Raw genomic sequence first — 15,560 nt, forward strand, 5'->3', positions numbered from 1 at the left:
ACCGTGGACCTGAAGTTCTCCGACGCCGAGCCGTCAGCGGAGGAACGCGATGCCGTCGACCGGCGGCTTGGCGGCCCGGGCGAGGGCGGCTGGCATGGCGGCCAGCGCGACGAGCTGGACCTTCGTCGCGCGCATGGCGGCCGCGCGGCGCGAAGCCGGCGGCACCTCGTCATGGAGGTGCTGCATGCGGTGAACGACCGCACCGGCTGGATCAGTCACGGCGCGCTGAACTATATCGGCAGGCGGCTCAGCATGTCGGCGGCCGATGTCTACAGCGTCGCGACCTTCTATGCGCTGTTCTCGACCAGCCCCCGGCCGCAGCGCATCGTCCACGTCTGCACCGACGTCGCCTGCATGGCGCGCGGATCGAAGGAGGTCTGCGCCAGCCTCGAAGAGCGGCTGGGTCCGGCCGGTGCCGCGAACGGCTGGAAGCACAGCCCCTGCCTTGGCGTCTGCGAGCGTGCGCCGGCCGCTCTGGCGGTAGAGGCCGGCGATCCGCCCCATGAACACCTGATCGGACCCGCCGGCGCCGACGAGATCGCCCTGGCGCTGAGCGCCGGACCCGCGGCCCTAGCGGCCGAGGCACCCCCGGCCATGGCCGTGCCGCAGGCCGGTGAGGCAGGGTTGATGCTGCTGCGGCGCGTCGGTCAGGTCGATCCGGAAAGCCTGGACGACTATCTTGCGGCCGATGGTTACGCCGGTCTGCGGCGGGCGGTCGAGATGGGGCCTGCGCAGGTCATCGCCGAAGTCAAGGAATCCCGGCTGATGGGCCGCGGCGGCGCGGCCTTCCCGGCGGGCATCAAATGGGAAAGCACGGCCAATCAGCCGGCGACGCCCCGCTATCTCGTCTGCAACGCCGACGAGAGCGAGCCCGGCACCTTCAAGGACCGGGCGATCCTCGAAGGCGATCCGTTCTTGCTGATCGAGTCGATGACCATCGCCGGCTTCGCCATCGGCGCCGCGCGGGGCTATATCTACCTGCGCGGCGAATATCCCCGCGCCTATCGGCTTCTGTCCAACGCCATCGAACGCGCCCGCGAACGCGGCTTTCTCGGCGTCGATATCCTGGGCACGGGCTGGAGCTACGATCTGGAGATCCGGCGCGGTGCCGGCGCCTATATCTGCGGCGAGGAGACCGCGATCTTCAACTCGATCGAGGGCTATCGCGGCGAGCCGCGCAGCAAGCCGCCCTTCCCGTTCGAGGCCGGGCTCTTCGGCAAGCCGACCGTCGTCAACAACGTCGAGACCCTGTGCAATGTGCCTTTGATCATGCGGATCGGCGCCAAGGCATACACCGGGATCGGGACCGAGGGCTCGACCGGGCCCAAGCTGTTCTGCGTTTCGGGCAATCTCGTGCGCCCCGGCGTCTATGAGGTGCCGTTCGGCGCCACCCTGGGCCAGATCCTCGACCTGGCCGGCGGCGTCACGCCGGGCCGAAAGCTGCAGGCGGTGCTGCTGGGCGGCGCGGCGGGCGGGTTCGTGCGCCCCGACGAACTCGACATCCCGCTGACCTTCGAAGGCGCCCGCGCCAACGGCACCACCCTCGGCTCGGGCGTGGTGCTGGCCCTTGACGACAGCGTCGATCTGCCCGGCATCCTGCTGCGCATCGCGCGCTTCTTCCGGGACGAATCCTGCGGCCAATGCGTCCCCTGCCGGGTGGGCACGGTGCGCCAGGAAGAGGCGTTGCTGCGCATCATCCGCAACCGCCAGGATGCCGCGGCCAAGGGACAGGATGTCGACCTGCTGCGCGATATCGGCTTGGTGATGAAGGATTCCTCGATCTGCGGTCTTGGCCAGGCCGCCTGGAACGCCGTCGAGTCGGCCATCGACCGCCTTGGCATACTGGAGGAAAGCAGATGAACCGGCATTTCAGCGGTGCCGCCGAGGCGCCCGTCCAGCAGATCACGATCACCGTCGACGGCCAGGAGGTCAGCGTCCCCGAGGGAAGCACCATCCTGACGGCCTGCGACGCGGCGGGGAAGATCACGCCGACGCTCTGCTATGGCGACACGCTTACGCCCAAGAATGCCTGCCGGGTCTGCATGGTCGAGCTTGAAGGCTCGCGCGTCCTCGTGCCCTCCTGCTCGCGCAAGGTCCAGCCCGGCATGGTGGTCAAGACCGACAGCGAACGGGTGCGGCACAGCCGCCGCCTGGTGCTGGAACTGCTCGGCTCCTCGGTCGACCTGTCCACCACGCCGCGCATCCCCGAATGGATGGATCGATACGGCGCCGATCCGGATCGTTACGGCCCGAGGGCCGGCAAGAGCCATGAGCGCGATATCCATGAACCGGGCGAGCATCACGTCGGGGACGGCAGCACCGCCGCCACGATGGCCCAGCCGGACAAGGTCGACAACGACCTCTACGTGCGCGAGTACGACAAGTGCATCCTGTGCTACAAATGCGTGGATGCCTGCGGGACGCAATGGCAGAACACCTTCGCGATCCAGATCGCGGGGCGCGGGTTCGATTCGCAGATCTCGACCGAATATGCCGTCGAACTGCCGGATTCCGCCTGCGTCTTCTGCGGCAACTGCGTCGAGGTCTGCCCGACCGGAGCTCTGTCGTTCAAGTCCGAATACGACATGCGCGCCGAGGGCACCTGGGACGAGGCGAAGCAGACCGAGACCACCACGATCTGCACCTATTGCGGCGTCGGCTGCAACCTGAACCTGCACGTTCAGGACAACAAGATCGTCAAGGTGACGGCGCCCCACGACCACGACATCGGCCACGGCAATCTGTGCATCAAGGGCAGGTTCGGCTTTGCGCATGTCCAGAGCCGCAAGAAGCACGGCGACCGCTGAGTTCCGCACTACGCCTGTCCCATCCGGGCAAATGCAGATAGCGACGCCCGGCGAAGGCAAAGGCATTCGCCGGTCAGACCTGCGCCGGATGCGATCCGACCCGGGACATATGTAACCGACGCGAGTGAAAGCTCCCTCGCCCGCGTGTCCCGTGCGGGCCATAGGCCTGCTTTACCCGGTCGGCATGTTCGACCGTTTCTGGGCCAGCGGCGTCGAGCGGCTGACCGGCGCTGCACCCGGCCTTCTGCTGCCGGGGTCCGGTGCCGCGCTGGTGCTGGCCTATTCCGCGCGGTTCATGGCAATTTCCACCGGCGGGATCGAGGCCCGGTTCGCCTGCATCCCGCCCTCGCTGGACCATGCGGCGCGGATGCTGGGCCGAACGCCCACGGGCGCGTTCCTGGGCATCCATCTGCCGCTTTCCAAAACCGCGATCGCCTCGGCCGGCCTGCTTGTCTTTGTGGACTGCATGAAGGAACTGCCGGCAACATTGCTGCTGCGGCCTCTGAATTTCGAGACCCTGGCGGCCCATCTTTATGGCGAGGCCGCCCAAGGCACCTACGAGGAAGCCGCGATTGCCGCCCTGCTGATCGTCCTGATCGGCATGCCTCCGGATATTGTCCCGAATGGGCCGGGGACGCGCCTGACCCGGGCCCGTCCTGCCGTCAAGCCTCGCGATCCGGGGGCGGCGGCAACGTGACGCGTGCGACAAAGCCATCCGTGCGGCTTGGCGCCGGCGAGACGATCTCCAGCCGGCCTCCGGCCGCCGAAACGATCTGCTGACAGATATGCAGGCCCAGGCCGAACCCGTCGCCACCATGGCGCGCGAAGCGTTGCGTGAGCCCGGCCAGATCGGCCGAGGCGACCGCCCTGCCCGGGTTTGCGATCTCAAGCACGGCGCCTTGCCGCAGGCGGAGCTGCACGGGGCTGCCGGGCGGAGCGTGCTGCAAGGCATTGTCGATCAGGTTCGACAACACGATGGCAAAGGCATCCGGGTCCATTCGCGCCATGACCGGTGCCGAGGGCAGATCGACGTCCAGTCGGGCAGCGTCCGGCAAGGCGCGCTCTGCGATCACCAGCCGGGTCAGCGCCGCCAGGTCATGGGCCACGGCGGAATCGCCGATTCCGGCATCCGCGCGGGCCAGTTGCAGCAGGCGCGCCACAAGCCGTCGCATGCGCTGCAAGGCGCGCTCCAGCGCGTCGAGACGCGCGATCTGCGCGGGCGCGGTCGCGCTTTCGCGCAGTTGCTGGGTCTGGGCCAGGGCGATGGCGACCGGGGTGCGCAGCTCATGGGCGGCATTGGTGGCAAAGGCCCGCTCGGCCTGCAGCGCCTGCGAGAGGCGGGCCATGAAGCCGTTGACCACGCCGGCGATCTGCATCAGGTCCTGGGGCCAATCGCCGGCGTCGATCATGTCGAGGCGGCTGCTGTCGCGGGCTGAAATCTCGGCCCCGAGTTCGCGCAGCGGCGCCAGCGACCGCCGTGACACCCAGCCGACGATCAGCCAGGTCAGCGGCAGAAGCGCCGCCATCGGCAGCAGGAAGCCGGTCATGCCTTCGCGAAACGCCTCGCGCCGCTCGGCCAGCGGCGCGGCGATCTGCAAGGCATGGCCGGAAGCATTGAAGGGCGTGGCATAGAGCCGATAGCCCGCCGCCTCGACGACCCGGCGGGGGGCAAGGCCCGCCGGATCCGGCAAGACCGCGCGCCCGGCCTGGGCCGATTGCCGCAGCACGCGTCCGTCGCGTGCGACCAGGCGATAAAGCAGCGCCTCATCCATGGGCACATCGGGCTGCGGCACCTCGACCACCACGGCCTGGGCCTGCATGCGCGAGACCAGCGGCAGCAGCACATGGGCGGTTTCCACAAGTTGCTGGTCGAAAAGCTCGTCCTGCTCCGACCAGAGCACCGCTGCCATCAGCAGCACCGCCCCCGCCCAGACCGCCGCCAGGCCCAGCGTGGTGAACAGGGCGACGCGCCGCGAAAGGCTGGCGCGTCCCATCAGATCCGACCCATGCGATAGCCGAAGCCGCGCTCGGTCACGATGGCGTCCCGCCCCAGCTTGGCGCGCAGCCGGCTGACATGCGCCTCGATGGCGTTGCTTTCCACCTCGTCGCCGAATCCATAAAGCGCGTCCTCCATCTGCGCGCGGCTGGTGGTCACGTCGGGGCGGCGGCTCAGCCGCTCGATCAGGGCCCATTCGCGCAGCGTCAGATGCACCGGGCCGCCGTCCAGCAGCACCTGCCGCCGCTCGGGCAGGATCAGCAAGCGGCCGAAGCGCCGCTCGATCTCGGCGGTTCCGGCAGCGCGGCGGTGGATCGCCAGGATGCGGGCGTGCATCTCGTCCAGATCATAGGGCTTGACCAGATAGTCGTCCGCGCCGGCCTCCAGCCCGGCGATCCGTTCGGTGATCCGGTCGCGGGCGGTGACGATCAGCACCGGCACCCGCGCGCCTCGGCCACGCAGGCCGCGCAACAGCGACAGGCCGTCGCCGTCGGGCAGCCCCAGGTCCAGCAGCAGCAGATCATAATCCGTCGCCGCCAGCGCCGCCGCCGCATCCTCGGCGCCCTCTGCCAGATCGACGGCATGGCCCGCGGCGCGCAGATACGCGCCGACGGCCTCGGCCAGATCCGGCTCGTCCTCGACGACAAGCAGCCTCATCGGCGTCCCCATTCTCTTCGTAAGCGAACCGTAATGTACGCACCCCAGAAGCGTCCCGAAAGCTGCTGCGCCAATGGATCGGCCGGGCGGCACAAGGATGACGCATGATGACGGCAAACACCATCTGGCTTGGGATCGGTTTCCTTGGCCAGCTCCTTTTCACCTCGCGCTTTCTGGTGCAATGGATCGCCAGCGAGCGCGCGCGCCGCAGCATCGTGCCGTTGGCGTTCTGGTGGTTCAGCCTGGCCGGCGGCGCGACCCTGCTGGCCTATGCGATCTGGCGGCGCGATCCCGTTTTCGCCATCGGGCAGGCCAGCGGCCTGGTGATCTATATCCGCAACCTGATGCTGATCGGCCGTGCTCCGCGCCTTGAGAAACCGGCATGATCCGGCGGCACCCCGTAGCCCTGGCCGTCGGCTGCCTGCTGCTGACGGCCACGTTGGGACTGCTGTTGCGACCGCTGGCACCCATCGACGAGACCCGATATCTCGCCGTCGCCTGGGAGATGCACACGACCGGCAACTGGCTGGTGCCCAGCAAGAACTTCGCGTTCTACAGCGACAAGCCGCCGCTGTTGTTCTGGGCGATCAACCTCGTCTGGCTGGTGACCGGCGTCAGCACCCTCGCCGCTCGGCTGGTCGGGCCGGCCTGCGCCTGTCTGGCAATCTGGCTGACGGCGCGACTGGCGCGGCGGCTCTGGCCCGAGGATCCGGAAGCGGGCGGCCGTGCCGCCCTGGCACTCGCGGGACTCGCGGTCTTCGCGCTTTCGGGCAGCCTGACGATGTTCGACGCGCCGCTGGCGGTCTGCGTCCTTCTGGGCCTGATCGCGCTGGATGCGGCGCGGCCCGAGGACCGGACGTCCTGGACCCGCTTCGGTGCCGCCATCGCGCTTGGCGTGCTGACCAAGGGACCGGTGATCCTGTTCCATCTGCTGCCCGCCGCGCTGCTTTTTCCCTTGTGGAGCCGGAACGAGATCCGCTGGCGCCAGCTTCCGGGGTGCCTCGGTTTCGCGGTCATGGTGGCGCTGGGGCTGGTCGCGCTGTGGCTGGTCCCGGCGGCCATCGCCGGCGGTCCGGCCTGGCGCGAGGCCGTCCTGTGGCATCAAAGCGCCGGGCGGCTGGCCGAATCCTTCGCCCATGCCCGGCCCTGGTGGTGGTATCTGGCCCTGCTGCCGGTCTTGGGCTTTCCGCTGCTCTGGAGCCCGGCGCTATGGCACGAAGGCCGGCAGTTCTCGTGGCGGCAGGATCGCGGGCTGAGGCTCTGCCTGATCTGGACAGGCGCGGCGCTGGCGCTGTTCAGCCTGACCAGCGGCAAGCAATTGCATTACCTGGTGCCGGAACTGCCCGCCCTGGCGCTGGTGGCGGCCCGGCTGGGGCGGAATGTGCCCGGCTTCGGCCTGCAACCGGCGATCATCGCAATCGGCCTGGCCGCGCTGGCAGCGGTGGGGGCCGGGTTCGCCCCGTTGCCGCTGCGGCTGCGCATGCTGTTCGATCCCGCCAGCGCCTTTTTGGCTTGGGCCTTGCTGGCCGTGGCGCTGTGTTGGGCGGCGACACGCTGGCGGGGCGCAGCCGGGGCAATGATCCTGTCGCTGGGATTGCTGCTGGCCACGAACCTGTTGATCGGCACGACCCGGACGGCGCAGGTCTATGACGCCGCGGCCATTGCCGCGCGGATGGCCACGCATCGGGCCGACGGGCTGGCCTTCGCGGGCGCCCCTTACCATGCCGAATTCAACTTTGCCGCCCGGCTGACGAAGCCGGTCGCCGAACTGCCCGACCCGGCCGCGCTGCGGTCCTGGGCCGCCCTGCATCCGCAAGGGCTGATCGTCGGCCGGATCGACCAATCCACCCCGCCCTGGCAGCCGCACGAGACGATCCTGTTCCGCAATCAGGATTACGGGATCTGGTCCGTGGCGGACGCTCCCCTGACAGAAAGGAACCCCGGATGAACGACAAGCCGCTCTCCGTCTCGGTGGTCATACCCGTCCGCGACGAGGCCGCCGCCATCGAGCCGCTGATCCGCGAGATCGCCGCCGCGATGATCGACCGCCACTACGAGACCATCGTGGTCGATGATGGGTCGGACGACGGCACCGACCGCATCTTGCAGGCGCTGGCAGCGCGAATGCCGGGCCTGCGCCTGCACCGCCATCACCGTTCGCGCGGACAATCCGCGGCGATACGCAGCGGCGTGCGGCTGGCGCGGGCACCGCTGATCGTGACGCTGGACGGCGACGGGCAAAACCCTCCCGACCAGATTCCGCTGCTCTTGGCACCCTTCGCGAGCGACGCGCCCGGCCTTGGCCTGGTGCAGGGCCAACGGGCGGTGCGGCGGGACAGCCTGGCGAAACGGCTGGCCTCGCGCTGCGCGAACGGCCTGCGGGACGCGCTGCTGCACGACGGGGTAAGAGATTCCGGCTGCGGGCTCAAGGCGTTCCGGCGCGATGCCTACCTGGACCTGCCCTTCTTCGATCACATCCATCGTTTCATGCCGGCCATGATGCTGCGCGAGGGCTGGCGGGTCGAGACCGTCGACGTCACCCATCGTCCGCGCCAGAGCGGCCGCTCGAAATACTCGAACCTCGCGCGAGGGCTGGTGGGCATTCCCGACCTGATGGGGGCGGCATGGCTGATCCGCCGCTCGGGTCGCCGGGGACTGGCCGCGCCGGAACCGCAGCACCGCCTTTCTGCCGTCGCCTGCCGCGAAGATGAGGCACAGCCATGAGGATCGCGGTCGCTGGGCTTGGCTATGTGGGACTGGCGAACGCCGTGCTGCTGGCGCAGAACCACGATGTAACCGGCGTCGACGTGTCGCCTGAACGGGTGGCACAGGTGAACGCCGGGAAAAGCCCGGTCGCCGACGGCGAGTTGACGGCCTGGCTGGGACGCCAGGACTTGCGGTTGCGGGCGACGCTGGACGCGGACGCGGCCTATCGCGGCGCGGACCTCGTTATCGTCGCCACGCCCACGGATTACGACCCTCTGGCCCATTCCTTCGACACCTCCAGTGTCCGTTCGGTGATTGCGCAGGTGGCCGCTGTGAACCCGCGGGCCACCATCGTGGTCCGGTCCACCGTGCCCGTCGGGTTCACCTTGGCACAGGCATCGCGACCGGACGGACGGCAAGTCGTCTTCGCCCCCGAGTTTCTGCGCGAGGGCAAGGCCTTGCACGACAGCCTGCATCCGAGCCGCATGGTTGTCGGCGAGCGTTCGGACCGCGGGCGCCGCATCGCCACCCTGCTGCTCGAAGGCACCCGGTCCGACGATGTCGAGGTGCTGCTGACCGGCCCAAGCGAAGCCGAAGCGATCAAGCTCTTTTCCAACACCTATCTTGCCATGCGCGTCGCCTTCTTCAACGAGTTGGACAGCTATGCCCTGGTCCGCGGCCTCGACAGCCGCCAGATCATCCGCGGCGCCTGTCTCGACCCCCGGATCGGCAAGCATTACAACAACCCGTCCTTCGGCTATGGCGGCTATTGCCTGCCCAAAGACAGCAAGCAGTTGCTGGCCAATTACGGACAGGTGCCGCAAAGCCTGATCGCCGCCATCGTGGACGCGAACCGCACACGCAAGGATTTCCTGGCCGAACACATCGTCGCCGCCGCGCCCGGCACCGTAGGCATCTACCGGCTGACGACCAAGGCGGGTTCGGACAATTTCCGCCAAAGCGCCGTGCAGGGGATCATGAAGCGCATCAAGGCCAAGGGCATCGAGATCATCGTCCACGAACCCGAGCTGCACGAGGATCGCTTTTTCGGCTCCAAGGTGCAGCCCGACCTGCAAAGCTTCAAGGCGGAATGCGATCTGATCCTGGCGAACCGCTGGAGTCCCGAGCTGGACGACGTGCAGGACAAGGTCTTTACCCGCGACCTGTTCGGAGCCGACTGATGCGCCGCGCCCTCGTCACCGGCTGCTCCGGATTCATCGGCTTTCACCTTTGCCGCCGCCTGCTGGCGGACGGAATCGAGGTCGCCGGCATAGACAATCTGTCGGACTATTACGATCCAGATCTGAAGCTGCGGCGCCAGGCGATGCTGCAGGCCGATCCGGGCTTCTCGGTGGTCAACGCCAGTATCGAGACCCCTGGCCTGCTGGAGCGCATGTTCCGCGACCACCAGCCCGAGATCGTCGTTCACCTGGCCGCCCAGGCCGGGGTGCGCCATTCGATCGACCAGCCGAGAGCCTATCTCTCCGGCAATATCGCCGGGACCTTTGAGCTGCTCGAAGCCGCGCGGGCGGTGCCGCCCCGGCACATGCTGCTGGCCTCGACGTCGTCGGTCTATGGTCCGAACGACCGCATGCCATGGCGTGAGACCGACCGGACCGACCATCCGATGTCTTTCTACGCGGCGACCAAGAAGGCCACCGAGGCGATGGCCCACGCCTATGCCCATCTTTACCGGCTGCCGGTGACCATGTTCCGCTTCTTCACCGTCTACGGCCCGTGGGGCCGGCCCGACATGGCGCTGTTCAAGTTCACCCGAGCGATCCTCAGCGGCGAACCGATCGACGTCTACAATCGCGGCGACATGCAGCGCGATTTCACCCATGTCGACGACCTGGTCGCGGCGATCCGCGGCCTGATCGACACGCCGCCGCCAGAGGGCGACGAAGATGTTTCCCCGGTGGCGCCGTGGAGGGTCGTCAATATCGGCAATTCCCACCCGGTGATGCTGGGCGAGCTGATCGCTGCGGTCGAACGGGCCACCGGCCGGCCCGCGATCCGCAGGCTTCTGCCCATGCAGCCGGGAGACGTGCCCGCGACATGGGCCGACAACTCGACGCTGCGCCGGCTGACCGGCCTGTCGCCCAACACGGAAATCCGTAAGGGCGTCCAGGATTTCGTTGACTGGTATTTGCGGTATTACGATCCGAATGCTGCTCGAACGGCGTGCGCGACCGCGGCGCTCCCGTGATGGACTTGTCTCATAAGGGGATCAAACACCTAGGGTCAGGACCCATTGATCTCGCGCCTGCAGCATGATTCAGGCACCGCAAGGAGACCGATGAATGAGCGACGTCTTCTGGCTGACTGAAGCGCAGATGACGCGGCTTGAGCCCTTTTTTCCCTAGGTTCTTTGGACATTTACCTGATCCATAGGACGATTGCTGCGATGGTGACGACAGCAAGGTAATTTCTGGCGGTTTTCTCGTATCGTGTGGCGACCCTTCGGAATTGCTTGAGCCTTGAGAAGCAACATTCGATCAACTGCCGTTGTGCGTAGAGATGCCGGTCGAGCGGATACTTGCGGGCGCGCGACGGGTTGTTTGGAATAACGGCGACAGCCCCTTTCTGTGCAACCGTCTCGCGCAGGCGGTCGCTGTCATAGGCGGTGTCGGCCATGATAACCTCGGCGGGCAGGTCTGCGATCAGGGCTTCGGCCTGCGGCGCATCTCCTCGCTGCCCGGCGGTCAGGGTGAAGCGGATCGGGCAGCCAAGGCCCCGGACGGCCATGTGGAGCTTGGTGCTCAGGCCGCCACGGGATCGGCCAAGGGCCTGATCTTCAGCCCCTTTTTTGCACCGGAGGCGTGTTGATGGGCGCGGATGATGGTGCTGTCCACGATCAGGTATTCAAAGTCTGCGTCATCCGACATCGCCGCGAATATCCGCCACCAGATCCCTTGCAGCTCCACCGGCTGAAACGGCGGAACATGCTGTTCCACGACCCGAACACGTCGGGCAGGTCGCGCCACGGCGAACCCGTCCTCACGATCCACAGAACCGCCTCGACGAACATGCGATTGTCGCGCCCGCTGATGCCGCGCGTCCGCTCATCCCCGATGATATGCGCCGAAAGCCGGTCCCATTGCCCGTCCGACAGCACAAGCCGATCCAACACTCCCATCGCAAACCTCCATGCAACGGGAAACTTGAATCACCCCTTCAGACAAAAAGAAATCCCAAGAGTCCAAAGAACCTACGGTCAGGACCCATAAATTCAGTTGAGCGCAGTCTAACGTCATGATTCTACCCTCCCGACATGAAGAGGGATGATGGACGAACTTTTCTGGCTGACCGATGCGCAGATGGAGCGGTTACGGCCGTTCTTTCCGAAATCACGAGGCAGGCCGCGCGTTGACGACCGGCGCGTGCCGAGCGGCATAATCTTCATTCAACGCAATGGGTTGATGTGGAAGCACACGCCTGCCGCCTATGGTCCCGCGAAGACGCTCTACAACCGTTGGAAGCGCTGGAGCCGGATGGGGGTGTTTGCCACCATCATGACCGAACTGGCCGGGCAGGCGCAGGAAACCGACACGGTGATGATCGACGCGACACATCTGAAAACGCACCGGACGGCATCGAGCCTGGGGCTCCAAAAGGGGGACGCGGACGGCTGATCGGGCGCACGAAAGGCGGACTGAACTCGAAGCTGCATGTCCTGGCCGATGCGAAGGGCCGTCCGATCCGGATGTTCCTGTCGGCGGGGCAGACCTCGGATTACATCGGGGCGGGGGCGCTCCTGTCCTCCATCCCTCCAGCCGGGGCATTGCTTGCCGACCGGGGCGACGATGCCGACTGGTTTCGCAATGCGCTGATCGACATGGGGATTTCACCCTGTATCCCATCCCGGAAAGCCCGGAAGGTGCCGATCCCACACGACGCCGACCTCTACCGTCAACGCCACAGGATCGAGAACATGTTCGCCAGACTGAAGGACTGGCGTCGGATTGCAACCCGCTATGATCGCTGCCCGATCCTGTTTCTCTCAGCCTGCGCCTTGGCAGCCACCGTCATCTATTGGTTGTGAGTCCTGACTGTAGGGTAGAGGCAAACCAAGCGTTGATAACCGGCGCGTTCCGAACGGGATGATCTTCATCAATCGCAATGGCTTGCGGTGGCGCGATGCCCGAGGGAATACGGCCCGCCGAAGACAATCTGCAACCGCTAGAAGCGATGGAGGTGAGCGGCAGCACGCCATCGGTTCGAGTATTGCCGTGAACGGGGCATCTTCGCTCGGATGATGGACGGTCCGGCGTCCGAGGCGGCCGTTCCGGAGACGGTGATGATCGATACAACCTATCTGAAGGCGCACCGCACGGCGACCAGCCTGCGGTCGAAAAAGGGGGATCCGGCGATCAAAGGGGCCGTCTGATCGGTCGCAGTCCCAGGGCCAGAAAGCAGTCCGGGGAACTGCTTTCCCGAGGACGGGCGGCATGAACACCAGGTTGCATGCCGTGACCGATGCCGAAGGCCGCCCGATCCGCGTTCTCGGGGGACATGATCCCCCGGGTCATGGCCTTATCCCGCGAACTCATGACCGCAGACCAAGTTGGCGACGACACCGGCGCAGCCGCGTTGCCGGGCAGCCTGCCGAAGGCGGACTGACTGCTGGCCGAGCGGGGCCATGATGCCGACCGGTTCAGGGATGCGTTGAAAGACAAGGGGATACGGCCCTGCATCCCCGGCCGCAAGTCGCGCGGCAAGCACGACAAGCGACGCTGCAAACGCCGAAACCGCATCGAGATCATCTTCCGGCAGGCTCAAGGACTGGCGGCGTGCCGCCACACGCGGCGACAGATGCCCGAAGGTCTTCCTGTCTGCCGTCGCTCTCGCCGCTACCGTCATGGTCTGGCTGTGACACGTGAACGAGATGCCGTAACGGGGCCTGCGTCGCGACCCGCCCGTTACCGTTGCAAGATTGAGGGCAAGCTGGCGCCATTCCCGTATCGGATCCACATGGAGGACTGCGGGATGAAGCTGTTTGTCGGGCTGGATGTGTCGCTGGAGAAGACCGCGATCTGCGTGATCAGCGAGCATGGGAAGATCGTGAAGGAGGCGCAGGTGGCCAGCGAGCCCAAGGCGCTGTCGTGCTGGATCTGCGACCAGGACGGCGCAATTGCCGCCGTCGGGCTTGAGGCTGGCCCCTTGTCGCAGTGGCTGCATCGCGGGTTGTCAGATGCGGGACGACCTGTCGTTCTCATGGAAACCAGACAGGTAAAAGGCGCCCTGAAGGCCATGCCGATCAAGACGGACCGGCGGGATGCAGAGGGTATTGCACGTCTGCTTCATCTTGGTTGGTTCCGACCCGTTCATTGCAAATCGGTGTCTGCACAGGAGGTTAGAGCGGTGCTCAGCCCTCGTAAGGCTGTGCAACAAGGGTTTATCACGCTGGAAATGTCACTGCGCGGGCTGCTGCGGAACTTCGGGCTCAAGGTTGGCACCATATCCCGCGGCAGGTTCGAACAGCGTATCCGCGAACTGGCGGCGGGCAACCCGATGCTGGAAGCGGCAACCGAACCCATGCTTCGCGCGCGCTCGGCGCTGCGGCGAGAGCTGGCGGGTCTTGAACGCAATGTCCGTCAACTCTCCCAGGAAGATCCGGTCTGTCGTCGGCTGATGTCGATGCCCGGGATCGGCGCCGTCGTGGCGTTGACCTATCGATCCGCTGTCGATGATCCCGCCCGCTTCACATCCTCGAAGAAGGTCGGACCATGGGTCGGCCTGACGCCGTCTCGCAACCAGTCGGGCGAGCGCGACATCTCGGGCGGGATCACCAAGGCAGGCGACGTCAACCTTCGACGCGCGCTGTGCCAGGCGGCAACCGTCATGATGTATGAGGAGGGTCAGAAAACAGTCCGGGGGACTGTTTTCCCGACGATTGGTGGACGGGCGAGCTGGCTGCGAACCTGGGCGGCAAAACTTGCGCGCCGTCGTGGTGCCAAGCGCGCGATGGTTGGGCTGGCCCACCGCATCGCCGTGATCCTGCACCGGATGTGGAAGGATGACACCTTACCACGAACGTAAAGATTTCCTGTTCTGAGGGCAGAGCCGTGGAGAGGATTATCAACTTGGATACCAAGATCCTCTCCCCTAGACCGCCGCTCGGCGAATCTTTTTGTTAGCAGAACCTGACGGCTGATCGGCCCTCCGAGAGCTTCAAAATGGCTCCGGAGCCCTCCGCTGCATGAGGATCGAGATACGCAGATCTTCATCCGGGAAGCGGCCATCGTGCGGTTGCGGATCCGCGTCCTGCAAAGCTCATTGAAAGTGGCGGCCGGTTCTGGAATGAACAGGATCACCAGCATCCATGCGCGGGACAGGTGGCCATGAATTCATCCGGCATTTTCCATGCCTTCCGCCTGAAGCCGGGTGAGAACCTGACCGCCGGTCTGCGGGCGGCGTTCGAGGCATCGGGAACAGGGGCAATGGCGGTGGTCACCTGCGTCGGCAGCCTGACCGATGTCCGCATCCGCCACGCCAACCGCCCCGAGGCGACGGATTATTCCGGCCATTTCGAGATCACCTCCCTCGTCGGCACCATCGACGCGGCGGGAGAGCACCTGCACCTGACCATCTCGGACGGCGCGGGCCGCTGCTTCGGAGGACACCTGATGCCCGAGGGATCGGCCGTCTACACCACCGCCGAGATCGTCGTGCTTGCCCTGCCCGGGCTTGCCTTCAACCGCCTGCCCTGCCCCCTGTCCGGCTATGACGAGCTTGTCGTGACGCAGGACGAATGACCGGCAGCAATCAAGGAACAACCCGATGAGTTCAATTTTTTCCACCCGCATGCTGGTCCTGATGGCGATCGGCATCGCGGTGAACATGGCCCTTGGCCAGATCGCCCAGGCGGTCAAGCTGCCGATCTTTCTCGATGCGCTGGGAACGATCGTGGTCGCCGTCATGGCCGGGCCGCTCGCGGGACTGGTCACCGGCGTCGTCACCAACCTGATCTGGGGCCTGATCCTGTCGCCGACAGCGGCCGCCTTCGCCCCGGTCGCGGGCGTCATCGGCCTGGCCGCCGGACTGCTGGCGCGGGCGGGCCTGTTTCGCGGGCCGGTCCAGGCGGCGATCTCGGGCGTCGTCATCGCCGTGGTCCTGTCGCTGGTCGCCGTGCCGATCCGGGTCTGGCTGTTCGGCGGCGTCACCGGCAGCGGCGCGGATTTCATCACCGCATGGATGCTGCAGACCGGGCGCGACCTGTTCGGCGCGACCCTCGTCACGGTGGTTACCGCAAACCTGGCAGACAAGGTGGTCACCGCGCTTCTGGCATGGGCGATCCTGCGCGGCCTGCCCTTGCGCATGACCGGGGACTGGCCCTTCCTGCGCTACAGCCGCACCTGACGCTGCGTGGCCGCCCTTCCCGGCCTGTCCAG

At 66.4% G+C, this 15,560-nt stretch carries 14 protein-coding genes and 2 pseudogenes; 13 read left to right on the plus strand and 3 right to left on the minus strand.

All coding sequences use genetic code 11. The annotated features are described in order from the left end of the window. Positions 1-3 precede the first annotated feature (3 nt). From JCM7685_RS11770 to JCM7685_RS11780, 3 genes are all read left to right on the plus strand, one after another. On the plus strand, positions 4-1,860 hold the full coding sequence (locus tag JCM7685_RS11770; RefSeq protein WP_074970920.1) for an NAD(P)H-dependent oxidoreductase subunit E: 1,857 nt from the start codon (positions 4-6) through the stop codon (positions 1,858-1,860). Then, the gene (locus JCM7685_RS11775) at positions 1,857-2,807 is read left to right on the plus strand and encodes a 2Fe-2S iron-sulfur cluster-binding protein (RefSeq protein WP_074970921.1); all 951 of its coding nucleotides are present in this window, start codon (positions 1,857-1,859) and stop codon (positions 2,805-2,807) included. The genes JCM7685_RS11770 and JCM7685_RS11775 overlap by 4 nt, the downstream gene beginning before the upstream one ends. A 151-nt stretch (positions 2,808-2,958) precedes the next feature. Continuing rightward, entirely contained in the window at positions 2,959-3,504 is a 546-nt protein-coding gene (locus tag JCM7685_RS11780; protein WP_074970923.1) for an ABC transporter permease, read from the plus strand. On the opposite strand, the gene JCM7685_RS11785 is transcribed toward JCM7685_RS11780, so the two are convergent. Together JCM7685_RS11785 and JCM7685_RS11790 are read right to left on the minus strand one after the other, a co-directional pair. Further along, the gene (locus tag JCM7685_RS11785; RefSeq protein WP_074970926.1) at positions 3,470-4,801 is read right to left on the minus strand and encodes a sensor histidine kinase; all 1,332 of its coding nucleotides are present in this window, start codon (positions 4,799-4,801) and stop codon (positions 3,470-3,472) included. The genes JCM7685_RS11780 and JCM7685_RS11785 overlap by 35 nt on opposite strands. Beyond that, a complete protein-coding gene (locus tag JCM7685_RS11790; protein ID WP_074970928.1) occupies positions 4,801-5,460 on the minus strand; it encodes a response regulator in 660 nt (219 codons plus the stop codon). Before JCM7685_RS11790 ends, JCM7685_RS11785 begins: the two co-directional genes overlap by 1 nt. A gap of 107 nt (positions 5,461-5,567) precedes the next feature. Here JCM7685_RS11790 and JCM7685_RS11795 point away from each other — a divergent pair, with 107 nt between their 5' ends. The 5 genes from JCM7685_RS11795 to JCM7685_RS11815 are packed head-to-tail and all read left to right on the plus strand — an operon-like array spanning position 5,568 to position 10,375. Further along, positions 5,568-5,846 carry a lipid-A-disaccharide synthase N-terminal domain-containing protein gene (locus JCM7685_RS11795; RefSeq protein ID WP_100526121.1) on the plus strand — a complete coding sequence of 93 codons (279 nt, stop codon included), beginning with the start codon at positions 5,568-5,570 and terminating at the stop codon, positions 5,844-5,846. Further along, a complete protein-coding gene (locus JCM7685_RS11800; RefSeq protein ID WP_074970933.1) occupies positions 5,843-7,408 on the plus strand; it encodes an ArnT family glycosyltransferase in 1,566 nt (521 codons plus the stop codon). Before JCM7685_RS11795 ends, JCM7685_RS11800 begins: the two co-directional genes overlap by 4 nt. Next, complete coding sequence (locus tag JCM7685_RS11805; protein WP_074970935.1) at positions 7,405-8,184, plus strand: glycosyltransferase family 2 protein; 780 nt, start codon at positions 7,405-7,407, stop codon at positions 8,182-8,184. The genes JCM7685_RS11800 and JCM7685_RS11805 overlap by 4 nt, the downstream gene beginning before the upstream one ends. Beyond that, positions 8,181-9,347, plus strand: a complete 1,167-nt coding sequence (locus tag JCM7685_RS11810; RefSeq protein ID WP_074970937.1) for a nucleotide sugar dehydrogenase — start codon at positions 8,181-8,183, stop codon at positions 9,345-9,347. The genes JCM7685_RS11805 and JCM7685_RS11810 overlap by 4 nt, the downstream gene beginning before the upstream one ends. Continuing rightward, positions 9,347-10,375: an NAD-dependent epimerase/dehydratase family protein gene (locus JCM7685_RS11815; RefSeq protein WP_074970939.1), complete on the plus strand. Its 1,029-nt coding sequence runs from the start codon at positions 9,347-9,349 to the stop codon at positions 10,373-10,375. Before JCM7685_RS11810 ends, JCM7685_RS11815 begins: the two co-directional genes overlap by 1 nt. 170 nt (positions 10,376-10,545) lie before the next feature. Here the strand turns inward: JCM7685_RS11815 and JCM7685_RS11825 are convergent. Then, positions 10,546-11,305 (minus strand): annotated as a pseudogene (locus JCM7685_RS11825) (IS5 family transposase). Between the two features lie 148 nt (positions 11,306-11,453). Between JCM7685_RS11825 and JCM7685_RS11830 the strand changes: the two are divergent. The 5 genes and pseudogenes from JCM7685_RS11830 (at position 11,454) to JCM7685_RS11850 (ending at position 15,528) form a co-directional block, all read left to right on the plus strand. After that, positions 11,454-12,211, plus strand: a protein-coding gene (locus tag JCM7685_RS11830; protein WP_100526122.1) for an IS5 family transposase whose coding sequence is annotated in 2 segments (ribosomal slippage) — positions 11,454-11,772 and positions 11,772-12,211 — 759 coding nt in all. Because the reading frame shifts where the segments join, the coding sequence is not laid out codon by codon here. A 19-nt stretch (positions 12,212-12,230) separates the two neighbouring features. Continuing rightward, a pseudogene (locus tag JCM7685_RS11835) lies at positions 12,231-13,042 on the plus strand (IS5 family transposase); the annotation flags it as partial. 113 nt (positions 13,043-13,155) lie between these two features. After that, positions 13,156-14,208 carry an IS110 family RNA-guided transposase gene (locus JCM7685_RS11840; protein ID WP_100526123.1) on the plus strand — a complete coding sequence of 351 codons (1,053 nt, stop codon included), beginning with the start codon at positions 13,156-13,158 and terminating at the stop codon, positions 14,206-14,208. 302 nt (positions 14,209-14,510) lie between these two features. Continuing rightward, positions 14,511-14,924 carry a PPC domain-containing DNA-binding protein gene (locus JCM7685_RS11845; RefSeq protein ID WP_074971280.1) on the plus strand — a complete coding sequence of 138 codons (414 nt, stop codon included), beginning with the start codon at positions 14,511-14,513 and terminating at the stop codon, positions 14,922-14,924. 25 nt (positions 14,925-14,949) lie between these two features. After that, positions 14,950-15,528 (plus strand): ECF transporter S component, encoded by a 579-nt coding sequence (locus JCM7685_RS11850; protein ID WP_074971278.1) that lies wholly within the window; start codon positions 14,950-14,952, stop codon positions 15,526-15,528. Positions 15,529-15,560 lie beyond the last annotated feature (32 nt).

It is taken from the genome of Paracoccus aminovorans (assembly GCF_900005615.1).
Taxonomy (GTDB): Bacteria; Pseudomonadota; Alphaproteobacteria; order Rhodobacterales; family Rhodobacteraceae; genus Paracoccus; species Paracoccus aminovorans.

Coding starts and splice junctions, on each gene's coding strand:
- JCM7685_RS11775 (WP_074970921.1), top strand. CDS start 1,857: ATGAACCGGCATTTCAGCGGTGCCGCCGAGGCGCCCGTCCAGCAGATC.
- JCM7685_RS11785 (WP_074970926.1), bottom strand. CDS start 4,801: ATGGGACGCGCCAGCCTTTCGCGGCGCGTCGCCCTGTTCACCACGCTG.
- JCM7685_RS11790 (WP_074970928.1), bottom strand. CDS start 5,460: ATGAGGCTGCTTGTCGTCGAGGACGAGCCGGATCTGGCCGAGGCCGTC.
- JCM7685_RS11795 (WP_100526121.1), top strand. CDS start 5,568: ATGACGGCAAACACCATCTGGCTTGGGATCGGTTTCCTTGGCCAGCTC.
- JCM7685_RS11800 (WP_074970933.1), top strand. CDS start 5,843: ATGATCCGGCGGCACCCCGTAGCCCTGGCCGTCGGCTGCCTGCTGCTG.
- JCM7685_RS11805 (WP_074970935.1), top strand. CDS start 7,405: ATGAACGACAAGCCGCTCTCCGTCTCGGTGGTCATACCCGTCCGCGAC.
- JCM7685_RS11810 (WP_074970937.1), top strand. CDS start 8,181: ATGAGGATCGCGGTCGCTGGGCTTGGCTATGTGGGACTGGCGAACGCC.
- JCM7685_RS11815 (WP_074970939.1), top strand. CDS start 9,347: ATGCGCCGCGCCCTCGTCACCGGCTGCTCCGGATTCATCGGCTTTCAC.
- JCM7685_RS11840 (WP_100526123.1), top strand. CDS start 13,156: ATGAAGCTGTTTGTCGGGCTGGATGTGTCGCTGGAGAAGACCGCGATC.
- JCM7685_RS11845 (WP_074971280.1), top strand. CDS start 14,511: ATGAATTCATCCGGCATTTTCCATGCCTTCCGCCTGAAGCCGGGTGAG.
- JCM7685_RS11850 (WP_074971278.1), top strand. CDS start 14,950: ATGAGTTCAATTTTTTCCACCCGCATGCTGGTCCTGATGGCGATCGGC.